The organism is Yoonia maritima (genome assembly GCF_043641945.1).
GTDB lineage: Bacteria > Pseudomonadota > Alphaproteobacteria > Rhodobacterales > Rhodobacteraceae > Yoonia > Yoonia maritima_B.
On sequence record NZ_JBHZRX010000003.1, the window covers coordinates 26,462 to 52,301 of the forward strand.

22 protein-coding genes are annotated in these 25,840 nt (G+C 51.5%); 14 read left to right on the forward strand and 8 right to left on the reverse strand.

The window, feature by feature from the left end:
• Window positions 1–173: 173 nt before the first annotated feature.
• The 7 genes from ACHUEV_RS06740 to ACHUEV_RS06770 all read left to right on the forward strand — a co-directional run bounded on the left by ACHUEV_RS06740 (window position 174) and on the right by ACHUEV_RS06770 (window position 8,174).
• Window positions 174–884, forward strand: coding sequence for a DUF1194 domain-containing protein (locus ACHUEV_RS06740; RefSeq protein ID WP_394178299.1), 711 nt, complete (start codon window positions 174–176; stop codon window positions 882–884).
• 339 nt (window positions 885–1,223) lie between these two features.
• Window positions 1,224–2,147 (forward strand): LysR family transcriptional regulator, encoded by a 924-nt coding sequence (locus ACHUEV_RS06745; RefSeq protein ID WP_394178300.1) that lies wholly within the window; start codon window positions 1,224–1,226, stop codon window positions 2,145–2,147.
• A 120-nt stretch (window positions 2,148–2,267) separates the two neighbouring features.
• Window positions 2,268–3,272: a Bug family tripartite tricarboxylate transporter substrate binding protein gene (locus ACHUEV_RS06750; RefSeq protein WP_394178301.1), complete on the forward strand. Its 1,005-nt coding sequence runs from the start codon at window positions 2,268–2,270 to the stop codon at window positions 3,270–3,272.
• Window positions 3,273–3,380: 108 nt separating this feature from the next.
• Window positions 3,381–3,944 carry a tripartite tricarboxylate transporter TctB family protein gene (locus tag ACHUEV_RS06755; protein WP_394178302.1) on the forward strand — a complete coding sequence of 188 codons (564 nt, stop codon included), beginning with the start codon at window positions 3,381–3,383 and terminating at the stop codon, window positions 3,942–3,944.
• Window positions 3,944–5,449 carry a tripartite tricarboxylate transporter permease gene (locus ACHUEV_RS06760; protein WP_394178303.1) on the forward strand — a complete coding sequence of 502 codons (1,506 nt, stop codon included), beginning with the start codon at window positions 3,944–3,946 and terminating at the stop codon, window positions 5,447–5,449. Before ACHUEV_RS06755 ends, ACHUEV_RS06760 begins: the two co-directional genes overlap by 1 nt.
• On the forward strand, window positions 5,449–6,279 hold the full coding sequence (locus ACHUEV_RS06765; RefSeq protein ID WP_394178304.1) for a shikimate dehydrogenase family protein: 831 nt from the start codon (window positions 5,449–5,451) through the stop codon (window positions 6,277–6,279). Before ACHUEV_RS06760 ends, ACHUEV_RS06765 begins: the two co-directional genes overlap by 1 nt.
• 8 nt (window positions 6,280–6,287) lie before the next feature.
• Window positions 6,288–8,174 (forward strand): bifunctional sugar phosphate isomerase/epimerase/4-hydroxyphenylpyruvate dioxygenase family protein, encoded by a 1,887-nt coding sequence (locus ACHUEV_RS06770; RefSeq protein ID WP_394178305.1) that lies wholly within the window; start codon window positions 6,288–6,290, stop codon window positions 8,172–8,174.
• 100 nt (window positions 8,175–8,274) lie between these two features.
• On the opposite strand, the gene ACHUEV_RS06775 is transcribed toward ACHUEV_RS06770, so the two are convergent.
• Window positions 8,275–9,033, reverse strand: coding sequence for a hypothetical protein (locus ACHUEV_RS06775; RefSeq protein ID WP_394178306.1), 759 nt, complete (start codon window positions 9,031–9,033; stop codon window positions 8,275–8,277).
• Window positions 9,034–9,632: 599 nt separating this feature from the next.
• On the opposite strand from ACHUEV_RS06775, the gene ACHUEV_RS06780 reads away from it, so the two are divergent.
• Complete coding sequence (locus ACHUEV_RS06780) at window positions 9,633–11,735, forward strand: dynamin family protein (protein ID WP_394178307.1); 2,103 nt, start codon at window positions 9,633–9,635, stop codon at window positions 11,733–11,735.
• Between the two features lie 122 nt (window positions 11,736–11,857).
• Complete coding sequence (locus ACHUEV_RS06785) at window positions 11,858–12,214, forward strand: roadblock/LC7 domain-containing protein (RefSeq protein WP_394178308.1); 357 nt, start codon at window positions 11,858–11,860, stop codon at window positions 12,212–12,214.
• Between the two features lie 114 nt (window positions 12,215–12,328).
• Here ACHUEV_RS06785 and ACHUEV_RS06790 read toward each other — a convergent pair whose 3' ends face one another.
• From ACHUEV_RS06790 to ACHUEV_RS06805, 4 genes are all read right to left on the reverse strand, one after another.
• A complete protein-coding gene (locus ACHUEV_RS06790; RefSeq protein ID WP_394178309.1) occupies window positions 12,329–15,220 on the reverse strand; it encodes an ATP-binding protein in 2,892 nt (963 codons plus the stop codon).
• 531 nt (window positions 15,221–15,751) lie between these two features.
• On the reverse strand, window positions 15,752–15,964 hold the full coding sequence (locus ACHUEV_RS06795; protein WP_394178310.1) for a hypothetical protein: 213 nt from the start codon (window positions 15,962–15,964) through the stop codon (window positions 15,752–15,754).
• 98 nt (window positions 15,965–16,062) lie between these two features.
• Window positions 16,063–16,431 carry a response regulator gene (locus ACHUEV_RS06800; protein WP_394178311.1) on the reverse strand — a complete coding sequence of 123 codons (369 nt, stop codon included), beginning with the start codon at window positions 16,429–16,431 and terminating at the stop codon, window positions 16,063–16,065.
• The gene (locus ACHUEV_RS06805; protein WP_394178312.1) at window positions 16,409–16,870 is read right to left on the reverse strand and encodes a MarR family winged helix-turn-helix transcriptional regulator; all 462 of its coding nucleotides are present in this window, start codon (window positions 16,868–16,870) and stop codon (window positions 16,409–16,411) included. Before ACHUEV_RS06805 ends, ACHUEV_RS06800 begins: the two co-directional genes overlap by 23 nt.
• A gap of 215 nt (window positions 16,871–17,085) precedes the next feature.
• Here ACHUEV_RS06805 and ACHUEV_RS06810 point away from each other — a divergent pair, with 215 nt between their 5' ends.
• Window positions 17,086–19,644: an ATP-binding protein gene (locus ACHUEV_RS06810; RefSeq protein WP_394178313.1), complete on the forward strand. Its 2,559-nt coding sequence runs from the start codon at window positions 17,086–17,088 to the stop codon at window positions 19,642–19,644.
• 168 nt (window positions 19,645–19,812) lie between these two features.
• Here ACHUEV_RS06810 and ACHUEV_RS06815 read toward each other — a convergent pair whose 3' ends face one another.
• Entirely contained in the window at window positions 19,813–22,362 is a 2,550-nt protein-coding gene (locus ACHUEV_RS06815; protein ID WP_394178314.1) for a PAS domain-containing protein, read from the reverse strand.
• A 491-nt stretch (window positions 22,363–22,853) separates the two neighbouring features.
• On the opposite strand from ACHUEV_RS06815, the gene ACHUEV_RS06820 reads away from it, so the two are divergent.
• From ACHUEV_RS06820 to ACHUEV_RS06835, 4 genes are all read left to right on the forward strand, one after another.
• Window positions 22,854–23,045: a PLDc N-terminal domain-containing protein gene (locus tag ACHUEV_RS06820; RefSeq protein WP_394178315.1), complete on the forward strand. Its 192-nt coding sequence runs from the start codon at window positions 22,854–22,856 to the stop codon at window positions 23,043–23,045.
• Between the two features lie 89 nt (window positions 23,046–23,134).
• A complete protein-coding gene (locus tag ACHUEV_RS06825) occupies window positions 23,135–23,332 on the forward strand; it encodes a CsbD family protein (protein ID WP_394178316.1) in 198 nt (65 codons plus the stop codon).
• Between the two features lie 70 nt (window positions 23,333–23,402).
• On the forward strand, window positions 23,403–23,900 hold the full coding sequence (locus ACHUEV_RS06830) for a Dps family protein (RefSeq protein WP_394178317.1): 498 nt from the start codon (window positions 23,403–23,405) through the stop codon (window positions 23,898–23,900).
• A gap of 34 nt (window positions 23,901–23,934) precedes the next feature.
• On the forward strand, window positions 23,935–25,143 hold the full coding sequence (locus ACHUEV_RS06835; protein ID WP_394178318.1) for a DUF2254 domain-containing protein: 1,209 nt from the start codon (window positions 23,935–23,937) through the stop codon (window positions 25,141–25,143).
• 20 nt (window positions 25,144–25,163) lie between these two features.
• On the opposite strand, the gene ACHUEV_RS06840 is transcribed toward ACHUEV_RS06835, so the two are convergent.
• Together ACHUEV_RS06840 and ACHUEV_RS06845 are read right to left on the reverse strand one after the other, a co-directional pair.
• Window positions 25,164–25,502, reverse strand: coding sequence for a phage holin family protein (locus ACHUEV_RS06840; RefSeq protein WP_394178319.1), 339 nt, complete (start codon window positions 25,500–25,502; stop codon window positions 25,164–25,166).
• Entirely contained in the window at window positions 25,502–25,825 is a 324-nt protein-coding gene (locus tag ACHUEV_RS06845; protein ID WP_394178320.1) for an ElaB/YgaM/YqjD family protein, read from the reverse strand. Before ACHUEV_RS06845 ends, ACHUEV_RS06840 begins: the two co-directional genes overlap by 1 nt.
• Window positions 25,826–25,840 lie beyond the last annotated feature (15 nt).

Sequence of the window (25,840 nt, forward strand, 5' to 3'; positions counted from 1 at the left end):
ACCACACCAGCCGCCATTCGTTTCTCATGCAGTACTACGCACTGTAGGCTCGGGCTAGGCATTCGCGGCAATACTCAAGATCGCGCTTTTCATTCGCCCGCAGCGAAGTGTCGCCAGAAAAAGTGAACATACACGCCATTGTCATGCAGCTTAAGCTGAGTAAGCTGACTGTCATGAAACATTTCATTTTTGCATTTTTCATCTCTCTCCCCCTTCCCGCTGCCACGCAGGAAACAGAGGTTGGGTTAGAACTGGTTCTGCTGGCAGATGCCTCCGGTTCCATTGATCAAGCCGAGCTGATTTTTCAACGTCAAGGCTACGTTGATGCCATTCAAGACCCGATGGTATTGGATGCCATCGAAGGTTCGCTTTATGGCAATATCGCGATCACCTATGTCGAGTGGGCCACCAATCAGGTCGTTGTGGCTGAATGGATGATCGTAGATGACGCCGAAAGCGCTGCGGCCTTTGCCAATGCCATTCTGGAACCACCGCGCCAAGCCTTTGGACGCAACGCCATTGGTTCAGCACTGCTGGAAGGCAAACGTTTAATCGAAGAGAACGACATCTTCTCGCCCCGGCAAGTGATCGATTTCTCTGGCGACAGCATGGGCAATTCATCGGGGCCACCGATCTTATTGGCCCGGGATGAAGTACTGGCGGCAGGCATAACGATCAACGCATTGCCAATCCTACGACCAGAAGACGGGCGACGCGCTGGTGCCAACCTAGAACAGCTTTATGCCGATAACATCATCGGTGGCCCCGGATCTTTTATGGTGACAGCCGAGGACCGGGCTAGTTTTGCAAAAGCCGTGCGGCGCAAATTGATCCTTGAGATCGCTGGGTTGACGCCTGAAACCTACGACATTGCTAGCCGATAATGACGCTCATCTCTGCCGCCAATGTCGACGGTGGAGGCGCGCTTTTGTCGAATGCGCATCTGGGACAGCGTTTGATGAACCACAAAGAAATAACTTATCTCAATGCGTGAAAGATTTCATTAGGTCTGCCATGGTTTTTGCCGCCACACCTCATATCGATGACTTCGAAGTAAACCACCCGAAGCAAAACAATGGCGCTAGCGTGAACATTTCTCGAGTTTATTCTGCATATCAGTCCCTACCCGGATAGAACGCTTAAGAAGGTCCATCGAATAACGTCAGATATGTTTTTGTGCATTTTATAACCTGATGTTAAGCGTGCATCGGGAGGGAATGCCAATGCACGAAATCACTTTGCGTCAGGTCGAAATGATCCGCGCCGTTATGTTGCGCGGTACGATTAATGGTGCTGCAGAGCATTTGGGCGTTTCTGCGCCGGGCGTTAGTCGCTTGATTAAACACACAGAAGAGTCGCTGGGTATTCGGCTGTTTGAACGTCGCGCCGGTTTGTTCGTTCCTGCGGTAGAGGCCGGGCCAGTGTTTGATCAGATACGCGAGGTCTACAAAGGCGTCGAAAACCTTCAGAGTGCGCTGACCTCGTTGAAAAAGGGCGAGGATGTGCGGCTTTCTATTGCGTGTGCGCCGTCTGTCGCGCAATTCATTGCGGCACGTGCCATTCGCACGGTGCGCCGGCGCTATCCTGATTTGTTTGTTGATCTCAACCTTCTTAAAATCGAAGAAACCCCGGATTACCTTCTTCTTGAGCGGGGTGAGTTCGTGATCATGAGTTCCCCGGTCAGCAACCCGGGTGTTGAGAGTGAAGAAATTGCAGCAGGAAAGATCGTTGCGATCCTGCCCGAGGGTCACCCACTGGCGCAAAAGGATGTTGTGACCATCGCCGAGCTTGCGCAAGAGCCACTGATTGGTGTGGACCCTGCCGACCCATACGGCGCGATTATGGCCCGCCCATTTCTCGAAGCGGGGATCGAGCCCAACTATTCAATGCGCGGTCGTTTTGCGCAGACAGTGGTAAGTTTTGTCCGTCACGGGTTGGGTGTTGCCCTAATTGACGAGTTTTCCGTGGCCGAGGTCTATATGCCGGGCCTTGTCCGTCGCCCCGTCGTCGAGACAACCCCGATTTCGATCTATGTCGTTGCAAAGAAAGGAAGGGTTATGTCCAACTTTGCGGAATTTGCGATCCGCCAGTTCGCCAAAGAGTTGTCAGAGTCGCATGACCACTGGCGCGAAGATAGTCCAAATTAACACAAGGTTAACATATGCACCAAAACAGCATTTGACGTTACGGTGAAGGCGCGATGATAATTGCCTGTGACGGTCGAAATCGCGTATTTCGTTCGCAGGTTATTCAAGGGAGGAGACCCAATGAAACGTATTATCCTTGGCGCAACATCTGCGCTGGTACTGAGCCTTGGTGCAGCACAGGCCCAAGATTACCCAACCAAAGAGATCCAAGGCATCATCCAATGGGGTGCTGGTGGTTCTACTGATACAGTGATGCGTGCAGTCACCCCGCATGCCGAAGAGGTTTTGGGTGGTACGGTTGTCATGCAAAACATGACAGGTGCTGTTGGTGCAATCGCGCTGAACTATGTCGCTGACGCGGATGCGGACGGCTATACGCTGTTGATGGGTGCCGAAAACCCGATGCTTTATAAGATCATGGGCCTAGGCGAAAAGGACTATTCTGAATTCACCCCGATCAGCATTCTTGCACGTGGTACGCCGCTGTTGGTGGCGAATGTTGACGCGCCATTCAACGACTATGCCGAAATGATCGCATATGTTCAGGCAAACCCCGGCGAAGTACGCTTTGGTGCGACCGGTCCAGGTGGTCTGCCATCTGTGGTCACAGCGATGATCAACACAGTTGAGGGCGAATTGGACGTGATCGCTGTGCCTTATGACGGTGACGGCCCAGCTCTGACTGCCCTGCAAGGTGGCGCAATTGACGTGATGCCTGCTGTTTTGGGTGCTGCGATCGAAGGTGTTCGCGCTGGCAACATGAAGCCGCTGGCGGTGTTCGATGTGGCCGAAAACGACAAGCTGCCGGGTGTACCTGCGGTGACTTCGTTTAATGCAGGTTATGAAACCTACCTTCCTTGGGGTCCGTTCTTTGGTGTGTTTGCGCCAAACGGCACACCTGATGACGTGGTTGCCAAATTGGCTGACGCCTATGCGCAAGGCGCCCAAAATGCTGACTTTGTTGAGCTGATGGACAACCGTGGCTTTACGCTGATGGGTATTTCTGGCGATGAGGCAGAGGAATTCCTGAGCAAATGGCAGCAGGGTACGGCTTGGCTGTTGGACGACGCTGGTCTGACCAAAGCATCCCCAGAAGAGTTCGGCATCGCACGTCCGGGCGAATAAGCTGGGCTGCGGCTAAATTCGTCGCACGAACAAAAAGCGGCGCCGCCTTCAAACCAGAAGCGCGGCGCCTTTTCGTAAGGAGCAGGCCGTTGGCCTGGGGAGGACATCATGACAACACCAGAACCCGATCACCATGACGGGACATCCGACGCCACGCCAGGCGGATATGAAAGTAATCGCCGTCCGGGTGAATTGGGCTTTGCCGTTATCATGCTGATTGCCAGCGTTGGGCTGCTATGGAACGCCTACGGTATTTCCGGGTTCGAGGCATTGTCCGCGCCGGGCGCGATACCGATGGCCACCACTTTGGTCATGTCTATCAGCGCTTTGATCGTTGTCGTCCGTACGGCGTCACTGCCGCGCGTTACGACCGAAACATTGGCAAAGGACATTTTGCCGATTGTCGTGATTTTGTTTGTTTGTTTTCTGATTGGTTATGCCGTCTTGCTGCGCCCGCTGGGTTTTTTGCCTACCTCGGCCCTGTTCTTGATTATCGCGATTAAGTTGCTGTCAAAACGCAGCTGGCGTTTTACGCTGACAGTGTCGCTGGGCAGTTTGCTGGCGATTTGGCTGATTTTCCGGATTGTGTTTACCGTTTTGATGCCCGCTGGCATCGTCCCAGAGGCCGAATTTATCCAATTCTTCCGTGACCTTTCCGGAGGAGCCAACTGATGGACACGTTGATTGCTTTTCTGACGGTGTTTTCGCAGCCGCAGCTTTTGATGCTGGTGGGGCTTGGTACGTTTGCTGGCGTATATGTCGGTGCTATTCCGGGCCTGTCAGTGACGATGGCGGTTTCGATCCTGATTTCATTCACTTTTTCATGGGATGTCTACCCGGCCATTTCGTTAATGATTGGTATCTATATGGGCGGCGTTTATGGCGGTTCGCGCACGGCGATTTTGCTCAATATTCCCGGTGCGCCGTCGGCCATTGCGACCGCATTGGACGGGTATCCGATGGCGAAACGCGGCGAAGCGGGTACCGCGATTGGTGTCACCACGGTGATGTCCTTTATCGGCGGCTTTATCGGGATTGGCGTTCTTGCTTTGGCTGCGCCGTTTGTGTCCGACTTTGCGCTAAAGTTTCAGCCGCGCGATTATATGTTGCTGGCGGTGCTTGGTATTTTGTTGGTTGGGTCGTTGTCGACTGGCAGCCTTGTCAAAGGGATCTTTGCAGGCGCGTTGGGTATTGCGATTGGTGCCGTTGGCCGCGATCCGCTGACATTCACGGAACGGTTCACCTTTGACCTGCGGATGATGGAAGGCGGGATTTCATTTATCGCTGTGATGATCGGCATGTTCGGCGTGTCCGAGGCGCTGATGCAGCTGCATCATGTTGATAAAACCGCTGTGCGCCAAAAGATCAGCCGGATTGTTCCGTCGTTTGCCACAGTGCGCAAGCATCTGCCCTTGTCCGTGCAGACATCGACCATTGGGGTTGTCATCGGCGCGTTGCCCGGCACTGGTGGTGATATCGCTGCGTTGATGGCCTATGACCACGCAAAGCGCATCACAAAAGAACCCGAGCGTCCATTTGGTGATGGCGCAATGGAAGGGTTGGTTGCCCCTGAGACCGCCAATAACGCGGCGATTGGTGGCGCATTCATACCAATGATGACACTGGGCATTCCCGGTGACGCGGTCACCGCAATCATGATCGGTGCGCTGTTCATTCATGGCCTAAACCCCGGACCGATGTTGATGATTGATCAGCCGGATATGTTCTGGTTCATCGTTGGCGCGCTTGTGACTGCAAACTGTTTCATGCTGCTGTTCGGTCTGACCGGGATCAGGTTGTTCACCAAGATTGTCGAGATGCCGCGCGCAGTGCTGATCCCTTTGATCATGCTGCTATCAATCGTCGGTGCCTATGCGGTGAACAACGCGATCAGTGACGTGTATTGGATGCTTGGCTTTGGCGTCTTTGGCTATTTCATGCGCCACTATGGCTATCCGCTGGGGCCGGTGATCCTTGGGGTGATTTTGTCACGTTTGTTGGACGACAACTGGCGCCGTGCGATTATCTCAGAGCGTGAAGACCTTGGCCGGTTCTTTGGTGGCCTGTTTTCAAGCCCGCTATCAACTGCGCTGTTCGTTGCGGTTGTTTTGATCTTTGTCTCGCAGACCCCGCTGTGGACCCGTGCGAAATCCATCGTGATGCGAGGAAAGGCGTGATGAAGGATATTCGTCTAGGCTTGATCGGGGATAATATTTCCCGGTCGCGCTCGCCGTTGCTGCACCGGCTGGCTGGTGATCAAAACAACATTGCTGTTACCTATGACCGGCTCGTTCCCAAGGACCGAAACGAGACATTCCAGCAAACGTTGGCCTACTGCCAGACAGGTGGCTATCGCGGAATTAACGTGACGTACCCCTACAAAGAACGGGTTATGCCGGCCCTGCGGATTGATGACCCGCTGGTGCGGGCAATTGGGGCAGCCAATACCGTCGTTTTCGAAGGCGACGCGGCGCTTGGGCATAACACTGATTACTCAGGGTTCATGGCCGCCTATCAGCGTGTTCGCCAAGATGTGAAACCGGGTCCGGTGTTGATGATTGGTGCAGGTGGTGTTGGGCGCGCTGTTGCCTTTGGGCTTGCTAAACTGGGTGCCGCAGAACTGCGATTGGTTGATCGCGATACTGCCAAAGCCCAAGCATTGGCCAAAGCCCTTAACTCCATCGCCCCCGACCTGCAGATATCCATTTGTGATGACGCGTCCGGCGCGGCTGACGGTGCCGAAGGCCTGATAAACTGTACACCGGTTGGCATGGTCGGGTATGATGGGACACCGTTACCGTCAACTGCGATGGCCAATGCAAAATGGGCCTTTGATGCAGTTTACACGCCCGTGAATACCCAGTTTCTCAATGATGCAGCGGCCCAAGGCCTGACTGTCATTTCAGGATGGGAACTGTTCTTTTTTCAGGGTGTGCATGCTTGGCGCATTTTCTCGGGGCAGACGGTTGATGAAACACGACTACGCGATGATCTTCTTCTTAGTTAGGAACCGTCATGAAAACGTCCATTGCCACCGTATCAGTCCCGGGAAATCTGCGTGAAAAGCTAGAGGCGATCGCCGCAGCCGGGTTCAGTGGCGTTGAGATTTTCGAACAAGACTTTATCGCGGATGATGGCAGCCCAGCCGATGTCGGACGGATGATCCGGGATCATGGGCTTGAGATCACGCTGTTCCAGCCGTTCCGCGATTTTGAAGGTCTGCCAGATCCACTGCGTGCCAAAGCGTTTGAACGCGCGCAGCGAAAGTTTGAGCTGATGCAGGAACTTGGTACTGACCTAGTGCTGTTTTGTTCATCTGTTCATCCAGAAAACCTGGGTGGGATTGATCGCGCGGCCGATGATTTTGCTGCATTGGGCGAAGTTGCCGCCGAACACGGTATTCGCGTCGGGTACGAGGCGCTGGCCTGGGGCCGCCACGTGAATGACCATCGCGACGCGTGGGAAATCGTCCGCCGTGCAGATCATCCAAATATCGGCCTGATCCTAGATAGTTTTCATACGCTGGGTCGGGGGATTGCCCCAGATACCATTCGCCGGATTCCGGGAGATAAGATATTCTTTGTACAGCTCGCCGATGCGCCGCGTATCGAAATGGATTTGCTATATTGGTCGCGGCATTTCCGGAACATGCCGGGCGAAGGCGATCTGGATGTACTGGCGTTTACGCAGGCGGTGATGGCGGCAGGCTATCGCGGGCCTATCAGTCTTGAAATTTTCAACGACCAGTTTCGCGGTGGCAGCGCAAAAAGCGTCGCGCGTGATGGGTATCGGTCTTTGCTGAACCTAATGGACGACGTGCGCCGCGCAGAGCCTACGATATCAGTGGATATTGCCGATTTTCCTGCGCGTGGCGATTTGCAGGGCGTGGCCTTTATCGAATTTGCGTCGCGCGGAGAAGAAGCACGCGCGCTTGAGGCGCTTTTGCGTGGGCTAGGCTTTGCACAAGTCGGCCAGCATATTTCCAAGGCGCTGACTCTTTGGCAGCAGGGCGACATTCGCATTCTTATCAACGAAGAAACTGCCGACCTTGCCGCGTCTATCTTCCTAACGCATGGGACGAGCATCTATGATATTGGGCTGTCGGTCGGTTCTGCTGCAGACACTGCGGCCCGCGCAAAGGCGCTTGGTGGTAAGCCATTTGCCCAAGCGCTAAGCCAAGGGCAGATCGAAATCCCGGCGATCCGGGGGCTGGGTGGCAGCGTTTTGCATTTTCTTGACGGATCGCAAGCGCTGTCGGATGTTTGGACCGCCGAATTTAAACCGGTTGAACAAGCTGATCAGGGCATTGGCCTGACGCGGATTGATCATGTCGCTCAGACCATGACCTATGATGAAATGCTAAGCTGGTCGTTGTTTTACACTTCGCTGTTTGACATGAAAAAAGCAGTAATGGTCGATGTTACCGACCCCGATGGGTTGGTGCGCAGTCAGGCCCTTGAAGGTAAGTCAGACGCATTTCGGATCACGCTAAACGGTGCTGAGAGCCACCGAACTTTTGCGGGGTCATTTCTGGCGGATAGTTTTGGTGCGCCTGTGCAGCATGTTGCGTTCGCGACCGATGATATTTTTGCAGCGGCAGAGCAGTTGGCAAAAGCCGGTTTCGTACCGCTACCAATGACAGAAAACTACTATGCCGATTTGGAGTCCCGGTTCGACATTGCGCCTGATCAATTGGCCGCGATGCGACGTCATAACATCCTGTATGATCGGGATGAAAACGGCGAGTTTTTCCAACTGTATTCACGACCCTTCGCAGGCGGCATGTTCTTTGAATTGCTAGAACGGCGCGGCGGCTACAACGGATACGGCGCACCAAACGCACCGTTCCGTATCGCCGCACAAAAACGGCTGCTGCGTGCAAAGGGTATGCCACGAAACTGAAAGCTGACTTGGCAAAGAACCCCACTAAATGCACCAGTGCGACAAAACTTAGCCTTGCCTCCAAGGCAACTCAATTAGATCCAACTATGTGGTGGCTTCGTTACGTTAGGATGAACCATGGACCGATGTCATAGAAGTCTTGCGCAAAATATCCATTGGTCTGGACAAGGTTTCCTATGGTGTTCGAATAATTCACATCCCCGTTAAAGCCACCACTTAACGCGTGTTCCCAAAAATCCGTGCCGGTGCCGCCGATACGATGCACTACATTATTCTCAAAACCGATGTTTAACACATCAGGATTTTCCGTGATCTTCGGCACGGCAAACGCGAAGTAATCTGAATTATCAAAGAAACCACCATAGGCATCCTCCTTGATCGTCGCCATGTTATTCACGGCACCCGCGCCAAGGCTATAGCCGGTGATAACAACATCTTCGCCGGACATCCCCTGATCCAGCGTGAACTCTGCCACTGCACCCAGCAGGTAATCGAATTCGCCAACATAATCATCCGCTAGCATGGCCGGGTAATCGGCTATATCCAGCACCCCATTCGTACCGGCAAAAGTTACTGAAATCTTGATAAGGTTGCCGGTCTCGTCATACTTGCCGACGATCTGCGCTTCGGCGTCACTGCTGTTTTGACCCGTGTAAAAGCCGGAGCTATTCATCCTCTCTGGGTCCACCCCCAGCGCTATTGGATCAATCAGCATCCAGCCTTCTGGTAGCTTGGGCGCAGACGGTACGAAGATGTCGAGTAGCGTTTCGAATTTGGCGAGGTTCGCATAGCTGGCAAGCTGATAAGCCTCTGCAATATCAGCGGACGCATCACGCCCTTTATAATCAAAAATTCCCATACGTTCCTCCCTGTACGGGCCATTATTTGTCGGGCCGGATGTGGTCAGGATATGAGAACAGTCACCTGCAAGTTGTCGAACTAAATTTTAGATAACGTAATAAAATTCCGAAATGCAAAAACATACAGCAACATTATTAATAATAATCTAATTTAGCGCGTGCTTTTGCAACGGTTAAATAACTACCAAATACTGTTAGAAAATTGGAAGTTCGTGAACACGACACGCCACCAGTTGAACTTGATTGATAGACTGCAGGTACAATTTCTGTGCCGCAGCATAAATTAAGGCGATATAATATGAAGGTGCAACGATACCGCCATGTAGGACACTGCGACAACGTTTCACGTGAACAGAAAACACTAAAATAATGCTTTGCAACTTGTAAGATACCAAGGTCCAAACTCACACATATTTTCGACCATATAAGTCGTAAGCCGAGTCCTTGCGCTTAACGATAAGAGCGACTATCGTTTACCAAATTCAACCTAAGCGCGCACATCGTTGACCGAGATTAATACGCATTTCACCTGTGAGGTAAGTCGGTGGTTCCTATTGAAGTTTCTGAAGCAATCCAATCGAGTAACGAATATTTATTAGTGTCGAGCCTTTCCGAAGGCGTGACCGAATCTGCGACTGAGGAGCTGAAAGTAGAGGGCTACCGAAAGCTGCATTTCGATCAGAATCGTGAATATTTGCACAGTGTGCTTTGTCGTTTGCGCGAAACGGTGGCGTTGCTTTCGCATGATCGCGTCGTGGCGTTAATCAATGAACTCGACAATTTCTCGATTGATGTGTCCCTGATTGGGCAAGTGAAGGCGGGGAAAACCGCGTTAACAAATGCGTTGATTGGCAAACCCGAAATGTTGCCTTCTGACGTCAATCCTTGGACATCCGTGGTCACGTCCGTACATATCAATACGCCAAAACCCGCAGGCAAAACGGCGGTGTTCAATTTCTTTACCACCCAAGAATGGCTGAACATGGTGGAAACCGGTGGCACGCTAGGTGAAATCGCAAGCCGCAGTGGCTTTACCGACGAAGTAGAAGAAATGCAGGCGCAGATCCGTGAGATGCAGCAGCGCACGGAATTGAGGCTAGGTCACAATTTTTCGATGCTCATGGGCGGCAAGCATAGTTTCTTGGGCTTTTCATCGGAAATGCTGCGTAAATATGTGTGTTTGGGTGACGAGGGCGACGGTGCTGTTCCTGATGGGCGCTATGCGGATGTCACGAAATCTGCAGATATTTACATCGACAGTGCAACCTACCGTGTTCCGACAATTATTCACGATACGCCGGGCGTAAACGACCCCTTTCTAATGCGCGAGGCAGTCACGCTTGAAAGCCTAAGCGGTACAGACGTCTGCGTGCTCGTTTTGAGCGCGCAGCAATCGTTCAGCACCGTTGATGTTGGCCTATTGCGCACGATCCGGTCGATGAACAAGAACCGCATTATTTTCTTCGTGAACCGCGTTGATCAGCTCAGCAATCCATCTGAGCAAATCCCCGAAATCGACAGCTACATTCGTGAAGTGCTGCGCCAAGAAGACCTTCCTACCGACATTCCAATTGTTTTTGGCAGCGCGGCTTGGGCAGAGATGGCAGCGTTCGGAATGCATGAAAACATGTCTGAAACATCCATGGAGTGCTTGTCCGAACTCGTTTCGAAACGTGCAGCGACACGCAACGGCAATGGCATGGTTAGTCAACTTGGCACAACAGAGCATACACTTTCCAAAACAAGGGATTTGTCGGGCCTGTTCGAATTGCGCAAGCTTATCGAAACAAAAAGCCTAAGTGATATCGCAATTCCTCATCTCGCCAGCACAGCGAGAAGAGCGCTGGATATCGCACGGACATCGCAAATTTTTCTTGAACAAGTCGACGACACGAATTGGGTTACCCCGCCCGACTTTGATATCGACGCTGCGATTGCCAACCTAGAAGCCATGCAAGACGCGGTCCAAGCTGAATGCGCTAAGGCGACCAAATCCGCAGCCGAGGCCATGATCGAAGAGATGTCGAACGCCTATCAAGCGTTTTCCGACCGTGAACAAGTGGCGTTGGAATCCGAGCTCGCGACCAACAAAAACGTTGAGCGATGGGTTCCCAAGATCGAAAACCTGCGTCGGTCGTTGATTGCGACCTACACCCAATTTGCAAATCAAACCCCCGGTAAAATTGACCAGATTTTGGCCCGCGCGGCTGACGAAGTTCAGGGTATTTATAACGAAGCGCTGAACAATGCGGTCAAAATTATCTCGGTCGAGACACCGGAATCGCACAGCCCTCGAAAAGCTGCATGTCTAATGCGGACGATGCCGCTTGATATTACGTCGAACTGGTTGAAGGATTGGTTGTCCCAACGCGCTAGACGGCCATCCTATATCAGAAAGCTGCGTCAGCTTGTGGCAGCCGAAAAGCGGCAAACACTTGACGAAATCGAAACAGCTTATGTCGCTGACTTTGCTGCCGAAAACAGCATGCAGATCAATTGCTTTTTTGAAGACCACATCAACGGGCTAAAAAACATTGCGATGTTGAACGACGAGGAACAGCGCGCCGAGGCGCTGCGTACGCTTGGTATGGAAGAGGAAATTCGGCTTAGGGTCTCAAGGCTGAAGGGAATTACCGAAGAACTGGCTGAAACGCTGAAACGTCTGGCTGTCGCGAACACCCCGGCGAAATCAAAACCATAAAACGCAGAGGTCACGCCGTGCCCAAAGCTAAAAAAACGAGACCGCAAAAGACGCGAAAAAAGAAGCAAGGCCAAGCTCTTGCTGCGCACCACGATCAATCGAAACCTAGAAAGGAATATGGTATGGCAAATGTTGATATCTCTAAACTAGCTGAAATCGGTGGCTTTATTGGCGCATGTCTTGTCGATAGCGAAACCGGCCTGATGATGGCGTCTGAAGGCGGCGGCAATCTCGATCTCGAGGCGGCGGGTGCGGCAAATACCGAAGTTGTTAAAGCAAAACTGGCTGCAATCGAAATGCTCGGGCTTGACGATGCGATCGACGACATCCTGATTACATTGGGCAAACAATTCCACCTGATCCGCCCGCTTGAGCAGACACCGACAGTCTTTCTCTATGTCGCGCTCGACAAAAAGACCGCCAACCTAGGGATGGCTCGCGTGCAAGTGAAAAGCGTAGAGAAGACGTTGTCATTGTAAGCACATTTAGCATCACGCTGGCTGCAAAACATGATCACTGCAGCCAGCACGCATATGATTAGCGCTAAAGCAAACTCTAACATACAGTTGGCGCGGACCTACGCTCGCTGATTGCTACAATTTCACCACTCTCTCGATCGATTGTAGCAAATCGGACCGGCTGATTGGTTTGCTTAATCTAATGTCCTCGGGCCGCAATCCGTTGCCGTGAACCAATGCTTCGTTCGCATAGCCGGACATAAATATCACGGGTAGGTCGTGCTGAATTGCGCGTACGGCTTTTGCCAGATGGGTTCCCATTAGCTCTCCGGGCATAACGATGTCGGTAAGCAAAAGGTCGAAATTTGGATCCGCTAGGAAAACGGATAAAGCCTTGTCGCCGCTTTCAGCGACGGTGACCATGCAGCCTTGCTTCTTGAGCGTCGTAGCGATTATCTTCGCGACTTCTGCCTCGTCCTCTGCCAGCAGCACTCTGACCCCTTGGAATGGAAGTGTGCTAACAGGGCTGTCCACTTCCATTTTAATACTCTGACAGTCTGTCTTTGCTTTAAAATATACTCGGAAAGTCGTGCCGATACCTTCTTCTGAGTATACATGAACTGTCCCGCCGGATTGCTTGATAAATCCTTGGATCATTGAAAGCCCAAGTCCGGATCCAGTCCCCACTGCCTTGGTCGTGAAGAAGGGTTCAAAGATGCGGTCTGCGATTTCTTTTGGAATGCCGTGTCCGCTATCTGTCACCGACAACACAACGTATTTGCCCTGCTGAAGGGTCTCGTTCGGTGCCTCAACCAGATCTGACCCTACGACTTTGTTTGAAGTCTCGATGGTAAGCTTCCCACCTTGCGGCATGGCATCGCGAGCATTCAAAAGCAGATTCAAGATTAGGCTTTCGGTCGATCCGTGATCAACTTCGATCTTCCACAAGTCCGGGTCCAGTCTCGTCCGTATCGAAATATTCTCGGGTAAAGTGCGATTGATCCAGTTCTGAACACCAACGATAGAATCGTTGAGGTCGAATACAGACGGTGCCAGCCGGGCCTGCCGTGCAAAGCTGAGCATGTTTTTAGTCAAATCCGCGCCACGCAAGGTAGCGGTAATCGCTGCGTCAACGAATTCAGATTGCTGTTGCTCATTCAACTCATCTTTCAGGATTTCAAGGTTCCCCAAGATGACCGCCAAAAGGTTGTTAAAGTCGTGCGCCACACCCCCTGTCAATTGCCCGACAGCGTCTAGTCGTTGGCTTTGAATCAGTGCCTCTTCTGCCGCATGTTTTTCTGTGACCTCGATCAGAATACCTTCCAGTTCGACCTCTCCTGATGGTGTCATCACTGGGCGTCCCCGTTCGAATAACCAGATTGGGGGTTCCGAGGGATCTCGGAAGACCGGATATTCAAATTCATAGCTCGTCCAGTTTTCGATCGCAGCCTCCACCACCTCATTCATCATTTGAAAATCGTTATCTTTTAGCGCGCGTTGATACGGTGACACGGCATCGCCATCAGTTTCGTCGCTTTGATCATCAAAGCCAAAAAGCCGATTAAACCCAGCACTGGTATAGACTGGCGTCCATTTTACATCGTTTTTGACGCGGTATAGCGCGCCCGGAATGTTATCCATGAGATTGGCAAGCTGCTCGCGGCTTTGCCGCAATTCGTCTTTCCGCGCTTCTTGATCAGTGATGTCCAGCAAGACGCCGGTTGTTGCAACAAACCGTCCATCGTTGCTGAAAACTGGTTCGCATAACTCGTGAAGTGTACGAATTGAACCATCATCACGGACGATCCGCGTAATGATTTCGTATCCTGTTTCGTTCTTATGGGCGTCTTCAATCACCTGCCGGTAAGTTGCCCGATCTGCATGGTGTATCCAGCTCAGGTCTTTCTCGTATGGTGCGGCACCAGGGCTTGGAGCTGTCCCAGCAGGCAGCTTGTTTGCGACAGTCCGTTCAATGAGTTCTTCTGGCGTTATTCCATAAATATCGGCCAACTCAGGAGAGCAGTATGTCATCCTGCCTTCAATTTCGTCCCAAACCCAAGAACCGACTTTAGCAAGCCGGGCCGCATTACGGTATTTTTGTTCACTTGATCGAAGCTCGGTCTCGGCCCTTAACCTTTCGGTAATATTTCTTGCGACCCCCCAATAACCAGAAAATGCTCCGTTCTCGTCAAGAATGGGACGCCCAGAGAGTTCCCAAAAAACCTTACTCCCGGTTGGTACCGAGATAGAAAAAACCAGATTATCCAAATCCACTCGATCAGCGACCAGATTCTTCACCGACGTCCATGATCGGTCTACCGGTTCAAGACTTTCTATGTCCCACAGTGTGCGTCCAAGAAATTCATTGAACGTTCTGTCACCCGTCGGGGCAGTTCCAATAATTTCGGTGATCAGGTCACTCGCGTCAGTCTGCCACTGCCAATCAGTTGCAAGGTTGGTGTAGAATTCTAGTCGCCGTGTTTGCAGCTTTGCTTGCTTTTCAGCTTTGACGCGCTCGTAGTTTTCAAAGGTAAACGAAATGAGACTGGCGACTGAAACCGCAAAGTCTTGTTCTGCGGTCGTCCAAATCCGTTTTGGACCAGTGTGTTCTATACATAGCAGGCCGATCATCGTTCCAATGTTGTGGATTTGACAGTCGAGCATTGATGAAATGTCGTGCTGCGCTAAATAGGTCTGGGCTAGCTCTGAACATTGAGGGTCCTGCATCGTGTCGTCGATGCTAAGCTGCACGTTTCTTTTTATCGCCTGGAAATACTGACTAGCCTGGTTCTGACGAATAGTGTCGCCAGAGTGGATCGTCTGTAGCGATTGGCTCCATTGTAGAAGAGCCTTGAGTTCGGTTTGTTCTGGGCTCAGTTCCCAAATGCTCACTCGATCAACCGACAATACTTCTGATATTGTCGTGCAAAAGAACTTAAGAGCATCTTCGAACTTAAGGCTAGAAAACTGCCGTTCGTTGATCAGTTTTCTTAGTGCCTGTTGGTATTTCGAGTAATCCGTCGTCAAAGCCTCCCCCTTCGCCGGTCATTCTTTGAATTCGTCAATGTACCTGATACCCCTAAGAGGGCACCCGCCCAATGCAAGAAAGTTATAGACAAGTTTCACTCTATTTCCGAATGGTAACTTTTTAAGTGGTTTCAAAGATGCCCGATTTTCGGAACGGCCAAGAAGCCGTTGCTCCGCCGCAGGCCGAATTTGCCTGCGGTCTTTACGGACTGACACATTAGCCAATAAGCGCCGTGAGTGGTGAGCGTTTGCTCAGGAACGCCATTAGTTGTGTCGTCGTCTGAATTTGCGCCTGACAGAGGAGGTGACCACTTTGAATAATTCAGAGCTGTGGTCTTTCGTCAGGGTATTCTCATTATCGTGTTCGACAATTCACCAAATTGTTTCGGTCAATTGTTGAGGAATTAAGTGAAGCCGTGCGCAACTGATTAAGAAATCAGGTGAGGGGGTGCGCACGGCTTCCGGGGGAGGGTAAAAAAGTCCGGTATTGGCCGGGTTGTTTTTTAGTACCGCCAGGTCCGCTTAGGTATTTTATTGCACTAAGCTGAGTGCTGGGCGGGATGGCATTGGGTTCTTTTGAATTGTCTGAATTTCATCGGCAATTACGCTCAGGTCAGCCGCGATACCAACTAACGGACGAACAGGAGTGTTTAATCGTGAAGCATTTACGCGCATCAGATAGATTGAAAGACCTTCAAGAACTTGACGGGCTTCTTCTAGGGCATCGTGACAAACGTTATCCACTGGTAAATCCTCCATACTGTCGGTATCTATGGATTTAATATATGTGCCACTAGCACATAAAGTCAATAAATAATATTCCGGATGTCTAATTTAACCAATTAGGTAATTGAATTCAGTACGTTCATTAACTCAGCTTTTCGGAATGGTTTCTGCAAAAAGTGTATCGCGCCACTTATTTGCCCCACAGCATGCGTCGATTCGATAGAAAACTTCCCGTCCCCGCCAGAAATTAACACTGAAGGTACATTCGGTCGCTTTGCCGCGAGAAGATCAAGTAGGCCGGTGGAGTCCTCGAAACCTAGCCAAAAATCAACCACTGCGACGTCAAACTCGGTCGGACCGTTAATCATATCAATCGCGGCGGCTTCGGTTTCTACGACGTGCACCTCATAGTCAGAGTTGTTCAACATCTTGACGATCAGATCACTGATGCCCGGATCGTCATCAATTAGAAGTATTGACTTCATTTTCACTCAAATCCTCTTTGACGGGATACATTGCCAGCGATCGCACCAGCTTAACGAACTGTTGTCTGTCATTTTCGGGGAGACTGCCGATACGTGACGCAATGCCAAGGATCGGATCCAATTTCAAAGCCTCATGGCCGGCTTTGGTAAGTGTAAGAGTTTTGCTTCGTGCATCTTGCAAGTTTGCGGTTTGTTCAACCAGACCGCGCTTAACTAATGTAGAGATCGCACGCACCACTGGCCCATGCGTCAGGCCAAGGAAATTGGCGAGCATGCTCATAGTGCATTGCGCGTCGGGCGTCCGCTGCAAATAGCGCAGGATCGACCACTGCAATGGCTGGATCGCCGTTGACGATCTTTTTGTATATGTTTCGCGCACAATCTTTTCGATAAGGATTGCTGCGGCGAAGTTGCTCTGCATTTTTTGACCAACCTTCAAATTGTAACTCAGTACCGCAAACTCAACGGCACTGCTTACGAATGTGCATTATAAATAAGAACATGGCAAATCCGTGACGGGCGGTTGTAGCCTAGTCGTTAGCTTCACCTGTCAGACTATGATCTCAAAACATTTAGTCCCCAAAGTCAGTTGTTGATTTGTCGTCGCTCAACCGTGCAATGTAAACCATGCTACTTTCACAGCGGTAAGTTAATATGGTCTTGTATGTTCTGAATAGTTTCGCGCTTTTGATTTTAGCGGGCGTGGGCGTATTCTATGTTTTATCTAATGAGAAACTCAGACAGCAAAGACTAGGACAGCAAGCTATGATCGGTTTGGTCATGGGTGTTGTTGTTTTTATAGTCTCATCGGACGCATATATCGTTGAAAACATGCATGCCCCATTGGATTCAAAGGTGGGTCCGCTTGTGTTTGCTGGGTACCTTGGCGGTCCAATTGGGGCGTTCGTTGCGGCGGCGATCGGCTCAGTCGCTCGTATCAGTATCGGTGGTGACAATACTTGGCTTGGCGTCGCCTACTTCTTTGCTACGGCGCTTGTCGGCGTGGTCGTGGCGCGGTTTATCCGCACCGACGAGAAAACAAATGTTCCGCAGAAAGCTGTCTATTACCTTATTGCAGGCGCGCTATTCATTCAGTTCATTACTATGCTCCTTGCGACTTGGAATAATGAAGGGACACCGCAAACTGGCCCACAGGTAATTTTGTTGATGTCGGCTGCCAACGCGCTTTCAGTTTCTGTGATGTATTTCATCATTCATCGTGCACATGCGATTGCGTCATCGACCATTGCGGCGAAAGAAAATGCGTTTCGTCTTCAACTCGCAATGAATGCTGCCAAGATTGGCATTTTCGAACGCGAAGCAGGTAGTGATTATGTGCGATACGATAAGGGGTTGGCCCATATATGGGGCCTACCAGAGCATCCGGGCGTGGTCCCTGCCGAAGAGGCAAAAGCAATCATTTTCGAGGAGGATCGCCCAGCCGCGTTTGACGCAATGGCCGCGACGTGGGCGGGGCGACCACCAGAGGCCCCAATATTTTTTCGTATCAAGCGACCAGATGGTGAAATTCGTCATGTCCAGGCGAGTTGGGCAGTAGAGCCTGTTGGAGGCCACAAAGTGGAGCGTGCGCGCGCCATCTATCTTGATCTGACCGAAGTCTACCAATTGCAGCGACAAAAAGAAGACGCCGAAAACAGGCTGAGTAAGATCATTGAAGATCTGCCCATTGCGTTTCTTAGTTTCGTGTACTCGCCAACCGCTGCCGTTGAATTCAAATATATTAGTCCGAATTGTCGTAGCATTTGGGGATACACAGAAGAAGAGTTTTGGGATGATCCGACACTGTTCAGTAAGCTTATACATGAAGACGACCTTCCCGGGCTAAGGGTCGCGGTCACAAGTACGACAGAAACAGGAGAGCCGTTCAGTAAGCGGTTCAAGATCACAGCACGCAACGGTGAACTAAAGTATCTGGATGTGCGCGCTAGCGCTTCGACGTCGTCCGATGGTCGTATGCAAATTGATAGCTTTCTTCTTGATGTAACCGCCGAAGTGGAAACCCAAAAGAAACTGGACAGACAAATTGCAGTCGCGCAACAGGCGCAAAAAAATGAAGCCATCGGACAATTGACCGGCGGTGTAGCACATGACTTTAACAACCTGCTTGCGATTATTATCGGCAATATTGAACTATTGCAGGATACGCTCACGGACAAAGATCAACTTGACCTCGCCAATGCTGCGATGACAGCAAGCGAAAAGGGGGCGGATCTGACACGCAGCTTGCTTGCCTTTGCGCGCAAGTCCACCCTTACGCCTAGCCTGATTGACCTGAACAAGACTGTTTTGGAAACGAAAAAATGGACTGCTCGGGCTATCCCCTCAAACATCGAAATTGAAACTCACTTGTTGGATGGTTTGTGGGCGGTCAAAGCTGACGCAGGCGCCACCGAAAGTGCGTTACTAAACCTCATCCTGAACGCGAGGGACGCCATTTCCCAAAGTGGGACGATTACGATTGAGACCAACAATATAGTGCTGCTCGAGAGCGATGTGGCCTTCATCGACATGGCGCTCAAGCCCGGCCGCTACGTTCTATTGTCGGTGCGCGATACGGGAAAGGGCATCCCGCAGGAGACGCTCGAGGATATTTTTGAGCCATTCTTTACGACAAAATCTGTTGGCAGCGGGTCCGGCTTGGGTCTTTCAATGGTCCAGGGGTTCATGCAGCAGTCCGGTGGTGCCGTTCAGGTCAGTTCCAAGGCAGGTGCCGGTACGACCGTTCGGCTCTATTTCAGAGCGAGCGAGGAGGCGGTTCCTTCTGAGCGTGAAGAAAAGAAGCCTTCAGTTGCTGCGCTAAGCCAAGAACGGATATTAGTCGCCGAAGACGAGCCGGACTTGCTCAGCGTCATTGTGAACACATTAGAAATGGCGGGCTATCGCGTCACCGCCGCCCGATCAGGTGACGAAGCGTTAGAACTCTATAAGGCGGACCCTGCCTTCGACTTACTCCTGACTGACGTCGTAATGCCGGGCCAGCTTCGCGGCACTAAGCTTGCCGAAGTCATACGTGAGATCGAACCTTCACTCCCCGTGATCTTCATGTCTGGATACGCTGGTGACGCGACAGAACTAGACGAAGGTGCGCGTCCAGAAGACACAAAACTAATGAAACCCGTCCAACGACAATACCTACTAAGCGCAATAGCGAAATCTCTGGGTACGTATGGTGTTGAAAGGCGTGGCGATTGAAGTCCAGCGGTCCCTTGAGGTCACGGCGACAATGTCTATCGGAAGGGACGTTGGAGCATTAATCCTGACTGGTCATGCTATTGGGTAACGCGTACGAGTCAATCTTAAACTGGCAAGAGGGCCTCGCTATCCGAAAGCTCGCTCTCGCCATGACTTGCTCGTCTCAAATTAACCGGGTTTCACCGCAACCACTTTTGCCAAGGCCGCCAGTAGGTCAGCGCGTTGGACGGGTTTCATCAGCCGGATGTCTTCTGGGCGCAGCCCATTTCCGTGTACTGTAGCTTCGCTTGCGTAGCCGGACATGAACACAACGGGCAGGTCAGAGTTGAGTTTTCTAAGTGCCTTAGCGAGGTGGGTTCCCTGTAGTTTGCCGGGCATTACAATGTCTGTCAGCAATAGATCGAAATTTGGATTAGCCTTGTATACCTCTAGCGCTGCATCCCCCGATACTGTCGCGGTCACATGGTAACCTGCCCGTTCAAGAATATTCACCAAGGTCTCTCGAACAGCTTCCTCATCTTCAGCAATCAATACGCGTCGTGCTGTCACGGAAACGTCGTTATCAAGACTGGCTGGCAAGCCAACTTGCGCTGGTTTCACCCCAGTCGCGGGGAAGTAGAGTTTGAATGTCGTGCCTTCGCCTTCTTCTGAGTAGACTTGGACCGAACCCCCAGATTGTTTCATGAAGCCAAGGATCATAGCCAATCCAAGACCCGAACCAGACCCGGGCGCTTTGGTTGTGAAGAACGGTTCGAAAATTGAGGCAAGATCGTCCTTATTGATCCCCTCACCCGTATCACTGACAGCAAGCATAACATAGCGACCGGGTTTCATGTCTTCTTGCCGCGAGTCGATGTAAGCTTCGTCGATGCGGATATTGGCCGTTTCGATTGTCAGGTTCCCATGCAGCGCCATAGCATCGCGGGCGTTCAGAATGAGGTTCAGTAGTGCACTTTCTAACGAACTGCGGTCTGCTTGGATCGGCCACAGGCCGGCCAGTAGAGATGTCTCAACCGTAACGCTTTCGGGCAGAGCTCGGCCCATCCAGTTCTTGGCCTCGCGAACCACGTCGTTAAGGTCTAGAACCTCTGGTTTCAGCCGGGCTTTGCGTGCAAAAGACAAAAGGTTCTTCGTCAAATCTGCGCCACGTAAAGTAGCGGCGATTGCAGAGTCTATCAGTTCTTTCTGGGTCGCAGGGTCATTATCGTCCGCAAGTAGTTCAAGATTACCTAAAACGACTGCCAGCAAATTGTTAAAATCATGGGCGACACCACCAGTAAGCAGACCGATGCTTTCGCTCTTTTGGGCGCGGTAGGCGATATCGCGTTCTTTTTCGCCTTGCTCTTGAATGTGAACTTCGCGGGTCACGTCCAGAATGATTGCTTCAACTATATCGCGCCCATCAGAATGGGTGGCACCACCATGGAAGTCTAACCAACGCGTCTCACCTTCACGGGTGGTAATCTTGAAACGGTGCGAAACAGATTCACCAGTATCGATGGCGCCTGCTAACAGCGCCAAAAAATCGTCCGCGTCGTCAGGGTCGTGGGCCTTGTAGAGCAATGAACTGTCTTCATAGAACTCTTCGTCGGTATAGCCCCAGACGGCCAGACATTTAGGGCTGATGAATGTCGGCTTTGGCCTTTTCCGTTCTGTCATATCTGCTTGAAGCATTACACCAGGCAAATTTTCAGCGATGAGTGCCAAGCGTTCCATCGATTGCACGTGTTTTTGTTCGCTTAATCGAATGTCAGTAAGGTCCGACTGAACGCCAATAATGCGCGTTGGCTTGCCGGTTCGATCGCTTTCACTAACCCAATAGGCACGGATATAGCGCAAATCGCCATCCGGCCTCACGACACGAAAATCAATCAGGCCACGATCAAGCTCTTTGCTGTCAGACTTTTGAATGACCGATTGTACATTGGGCAAGTCGTCTGGATGGATCAGTTCTGCCCAAGTGGTCAGTGGCACCAACCCGGGTTCTACATCTAACCCGTAGGTTTCTATCATGGCAGCGTCAAAGTGTATGTTCGTTTCCCCGACCTTTCGTTCGAACATGCCCATGCCCGAATACTGCTGAGTCAACTTCAACCGTTTGGCCAACTCAGCCGACCGCGACGCTTCAGTCGCGAAACTCGCCGCATAGTTCAGGATCTGCCACGTCAGAAGAATAGAAACCCATCCAACCGCGATGAGAGCTGACGCCACCTTTGCCGCAATCAAATAGCCGTTATCCACAGGGATGGCTGCACCGGCGACCGCAATGGTCACGGTGAACAAGAACGGAAATGCACTTAAAAGAAACGCAATCACTGACCGCGGTATGGTTGGCCAGTCTTTGGGTGGGAACAGATAGTGGCCAATTACCCCAACCGCCGGAATAGCTAAGTTTATGTAAATCCCCAATAATGGGATCGGTCCGGCGTTTGTCGTCGCGTAAACGGCTGCGATTACTCCGGTGATCAGGCCGCCAATAGGACCGCCAAGATATCCGGCAAAAATCAGAGGCCCCGCATTAGCATCAAGAGGCACATTCCGGGGCGGCGCAATATAGGCGTTAATCCCCAGAGAAATGACCAAAATACCAAGCACAATGCCAATCAGCGCTTGCTGCAAACGCCTCCGGGATTTCAGTCTCTCCGATATGAAGATTGCATAACATAAAACGCCAGCAAAAAGCAGTGAGGTCAGGCTTTGGAAAATTGCTACAAACATGAAACCTCTAGCCAATGACAACAGACTTTTCGTACAGTCGCCGGACAGTGGTAGCGTGAATGGCAATGGCCCGACACACTCAAGATACTGGAGTTATCAGATTAATCCACAGTTGGTTTTACCAAGAAGTAATCCCGAACGAGACTAAGCTAGCGTTAGAAACGGAACTCGGTATCAGGGTCTAGTCATAAATCTTTATATCTGTGACTAGCGCGCACTCAGCGACCATAAAAAAGACATTTGCCCAGGTATATGATGCGTTTCCACTGCGCTGGCTTTAGAGCATGCCAGATTTCTAATTATCGTGAGATACACCGCTAAGACATTACTGAAGATTGATGGCGAACGCCTAGATCCCTAATTTGAGCAGACGCAGCAATCGAGACTGTCACTCCTAGGACCCGTTTCCTCGACTAAACCGTTTCTTTACGGAACCAATCTGCTCCCACTGCATTCTATTCCCGAGAACCATGAACAAATTGGAGAATGCAATGTTGGAAGTTACCGGAATAGGAAGTCTGCTTGTCCTCATCCTTGATGTCGTGGCGATCGTGTCAATTGTGGGTTCCGGCAGTTCGACGGGCAACAAGGTCTTGTGGGTCTTGCTTGTTCTGATCCTGCCGCTACTTGGCTTTATTATTTGGCTGATCGCCGGGCCACGTGCCAGCAAGCGACTTGTCTAAGTAGCCGCTACCAAACCTCAAATCATCAACAGCACGTCACGTTCAGCGTTTAGCTGCTGAGCGCGTGCATTCACACGAAAGGAAAACCAATGAACTGGGACCAAATCGAAGGCAAATGGAAAGAGCTGACAGGCAACCTAAAGGCAAAATGGGGTGACCTGACAGACGATGACATCGCTGAGATCGATGGCAACCGTGAGGCATTGGAAGGTAAAATCCAAGCCAAATACGGCAAGACCAAAGAGCAAGCGAAAGAAGAAGTTGACGCGTTTAGCAACCAACTTTGACCTCACATTAAGGCGGCATTCATTGCCGCCTTAAATTCTGCCCCTGACACCGAACGCAAAGGAGAGCGCAATGAAATCTGCACTTGCCGAAAAACCACAAGAGCATGACGTGAACACGGGTGTCTCCGACCCTCAGGCAGTCGCCGACGGCCTAAGCGAGGTGTTAGCGGATACCTATCGCGTCTTGATCAAAACCCATGTCGTGCATTGGAACGTCGAAGGGCCGATGTTCTATGCGGTCCATAATCTGACCGAAACGCAGTATGAAGAACTATTCGCGGCTGCGGATGTGATCGCGGAGCGTATTCGCGCCCTTGGGCATCTGACCCAGATGTCATCAAAAGGTTTGCTTGCTGAATCCGTGGTCAAGGATATTTCATCGCCGCAAACGGCAGGCGAGATGTGCCAAGATCTGGCCAACGACCATAGCAAGATCGCCAAGCGGCTTCACAAATTGATCGAGGCTTCGGGCGATGCTGGTGATCCCGTGACCGAGGACCTTGCGACAGCGCGATCCGCTTTCCACGAAAAGGCGGCATGGATGCTACGATCGATTTCGAAAAGCTGATGCCTCAATGGATTTTATCGAGTAAGCCTGTGTCATGAGCGTCAGTGCACGGGTCACCAAAGTTATAGACGACGTAAGAGCCAGCTATTGGTTTATTCCGGCTGTGCTTGTTCTTTCTGCGATGGTCCTTGCTCAGGCAACGGTCATCGCAGATCGCAATCCTGACCTTATTCCATTTAAGCTTAGCTTCCTCGCGACCAGCGCCAGTGTCGATGGCGCGCGGGCAGTCCTTTCAGTGATCGCGCAATCGGTAATCGGTGTTGCCGGTGTGATGTTTTCCATCACAATGGTTGCCGTGACATTTGCGTCTGGCCAATACGGTCCACGATTGATTGGTAACTTCATGCGTGACCGCGGCAATCAGTGGAGCCTCGGCATCCTGATCTCGACTTTCACCTATTCGCTACTGATCTTGCGCGCGGTTCAAAGCCCGCAGGCGGCCGATGCGACGATGTTTGTGCCCCAAGTCTCCATCTTTGTGGCGCTCATACTCGCGTTAGGGTCCGTTTTTACGGTGATCTATCACGTCCATCATGTACCAGAAACGATCAGCGTCTCGAATATTATTGCATCGCTTGGGCGCCGGTTCATCGCCGAGATGAAACGATTGGAGACTCAGGATAGTCATCCCCCCGTACCGCAACAAAACGGGCCGTCGGTTGATGTTGCGATGCATACTGCGGGTTATGTCCACGGAATTGCCGCAACGCGTCTTTCTGATCTAGCGACTGACAATGGTTGGATAGTCGAGATACTAGCCGCGCCCGGCGTGTTCGTTCACGCCCAAATACCTATGATGCGCGTCTGGGGCCCGTCGGATCTGTCTGACGAAGAACGTTCGGCGCTAAGACAATGCGTCGCGCTGGGAGAAAGCAAAACCGAGGATCAGAACATCTTGTTCATAGTAGAGCAACTGGTCGAGATCGTCGGCCGCGCGATGTCACCTGGTATTAACGATCCATTTACTGCGATTAGCTGCATGCAGTGGCTAGAGGCTGGCCTTGCGGCAGCATCCAAAAACACTGATGGCTTAGGCGTTATCACTGAAAAGAACATCAGCTTAACACTTATTTCATTTGAACGCTTGCTAGACGCCGGACTAGGTAACTGCGTGCCGTATGTGTGTGACGATGCATTGGCCCGGGCAGAGCTGGAACGATTGCTTGATCAGCTATCCGCACAGGCCAATGTTGAGAATAAGAAAGCCGTTCAGCATTTAATCACAAGGCTAAAGGCCCATTAGAAAAACTGTGGCGTGATAAATCAGGGCGCGCGTTTTGCGCGTGCGCCCTGCTCAAGCCCTTGGATGAACGACACTGCAACCAATTGCATCGGTGATAGGTCGTTTGTGTTGGGGTGTTGGCCGTTGGCACGGTGCAAAGATCGACGCGATTTTGACGCCAGGCCCATGCCGATCAGCGCTAGGCCGAAATAGACAAGGCCAATCACTGTTGCTGCGAATAGTGGCGATTGTAGTTCGGTCATCAGCATCCAAGCAGCTGCGGTCAAGAAACCACCCCCTACCATCGCGAGTACTGCGCTGGCCGAAAACAGAGCCGCCTTTTGGGCGGTCTCTGCTATTTTTCTCTCGACGCTAAACATTAGCGACGCGATGCCAGCATGCCGACAACGAAGCCAAGACCTGCAGCAATGCCTACGGCCGCGCCGGGGTTTGCACGGACTGCGTTCTCAGCCTCGGCATAGCTTGCCTCTGCTTTTTGTTTGGCTGCGTTTGCAGTGACTGCACCAGCTTTTGCAGCGTTTGCTGCTGTGCCGATTGCCGCAGTTTTAAGCTGTGTGCCTTGGGCTTTGCCATAGTCAGCGACAGTTGCCGTCAGGTTTGCGATGTCTTCGCGCAAAACGGCCATCTGTTTGTTAATGTCGCCGCCAAGATCGGAGACGTTGCTTTTGGTGGACTGTGCCATTGGTATTCTCCAGTG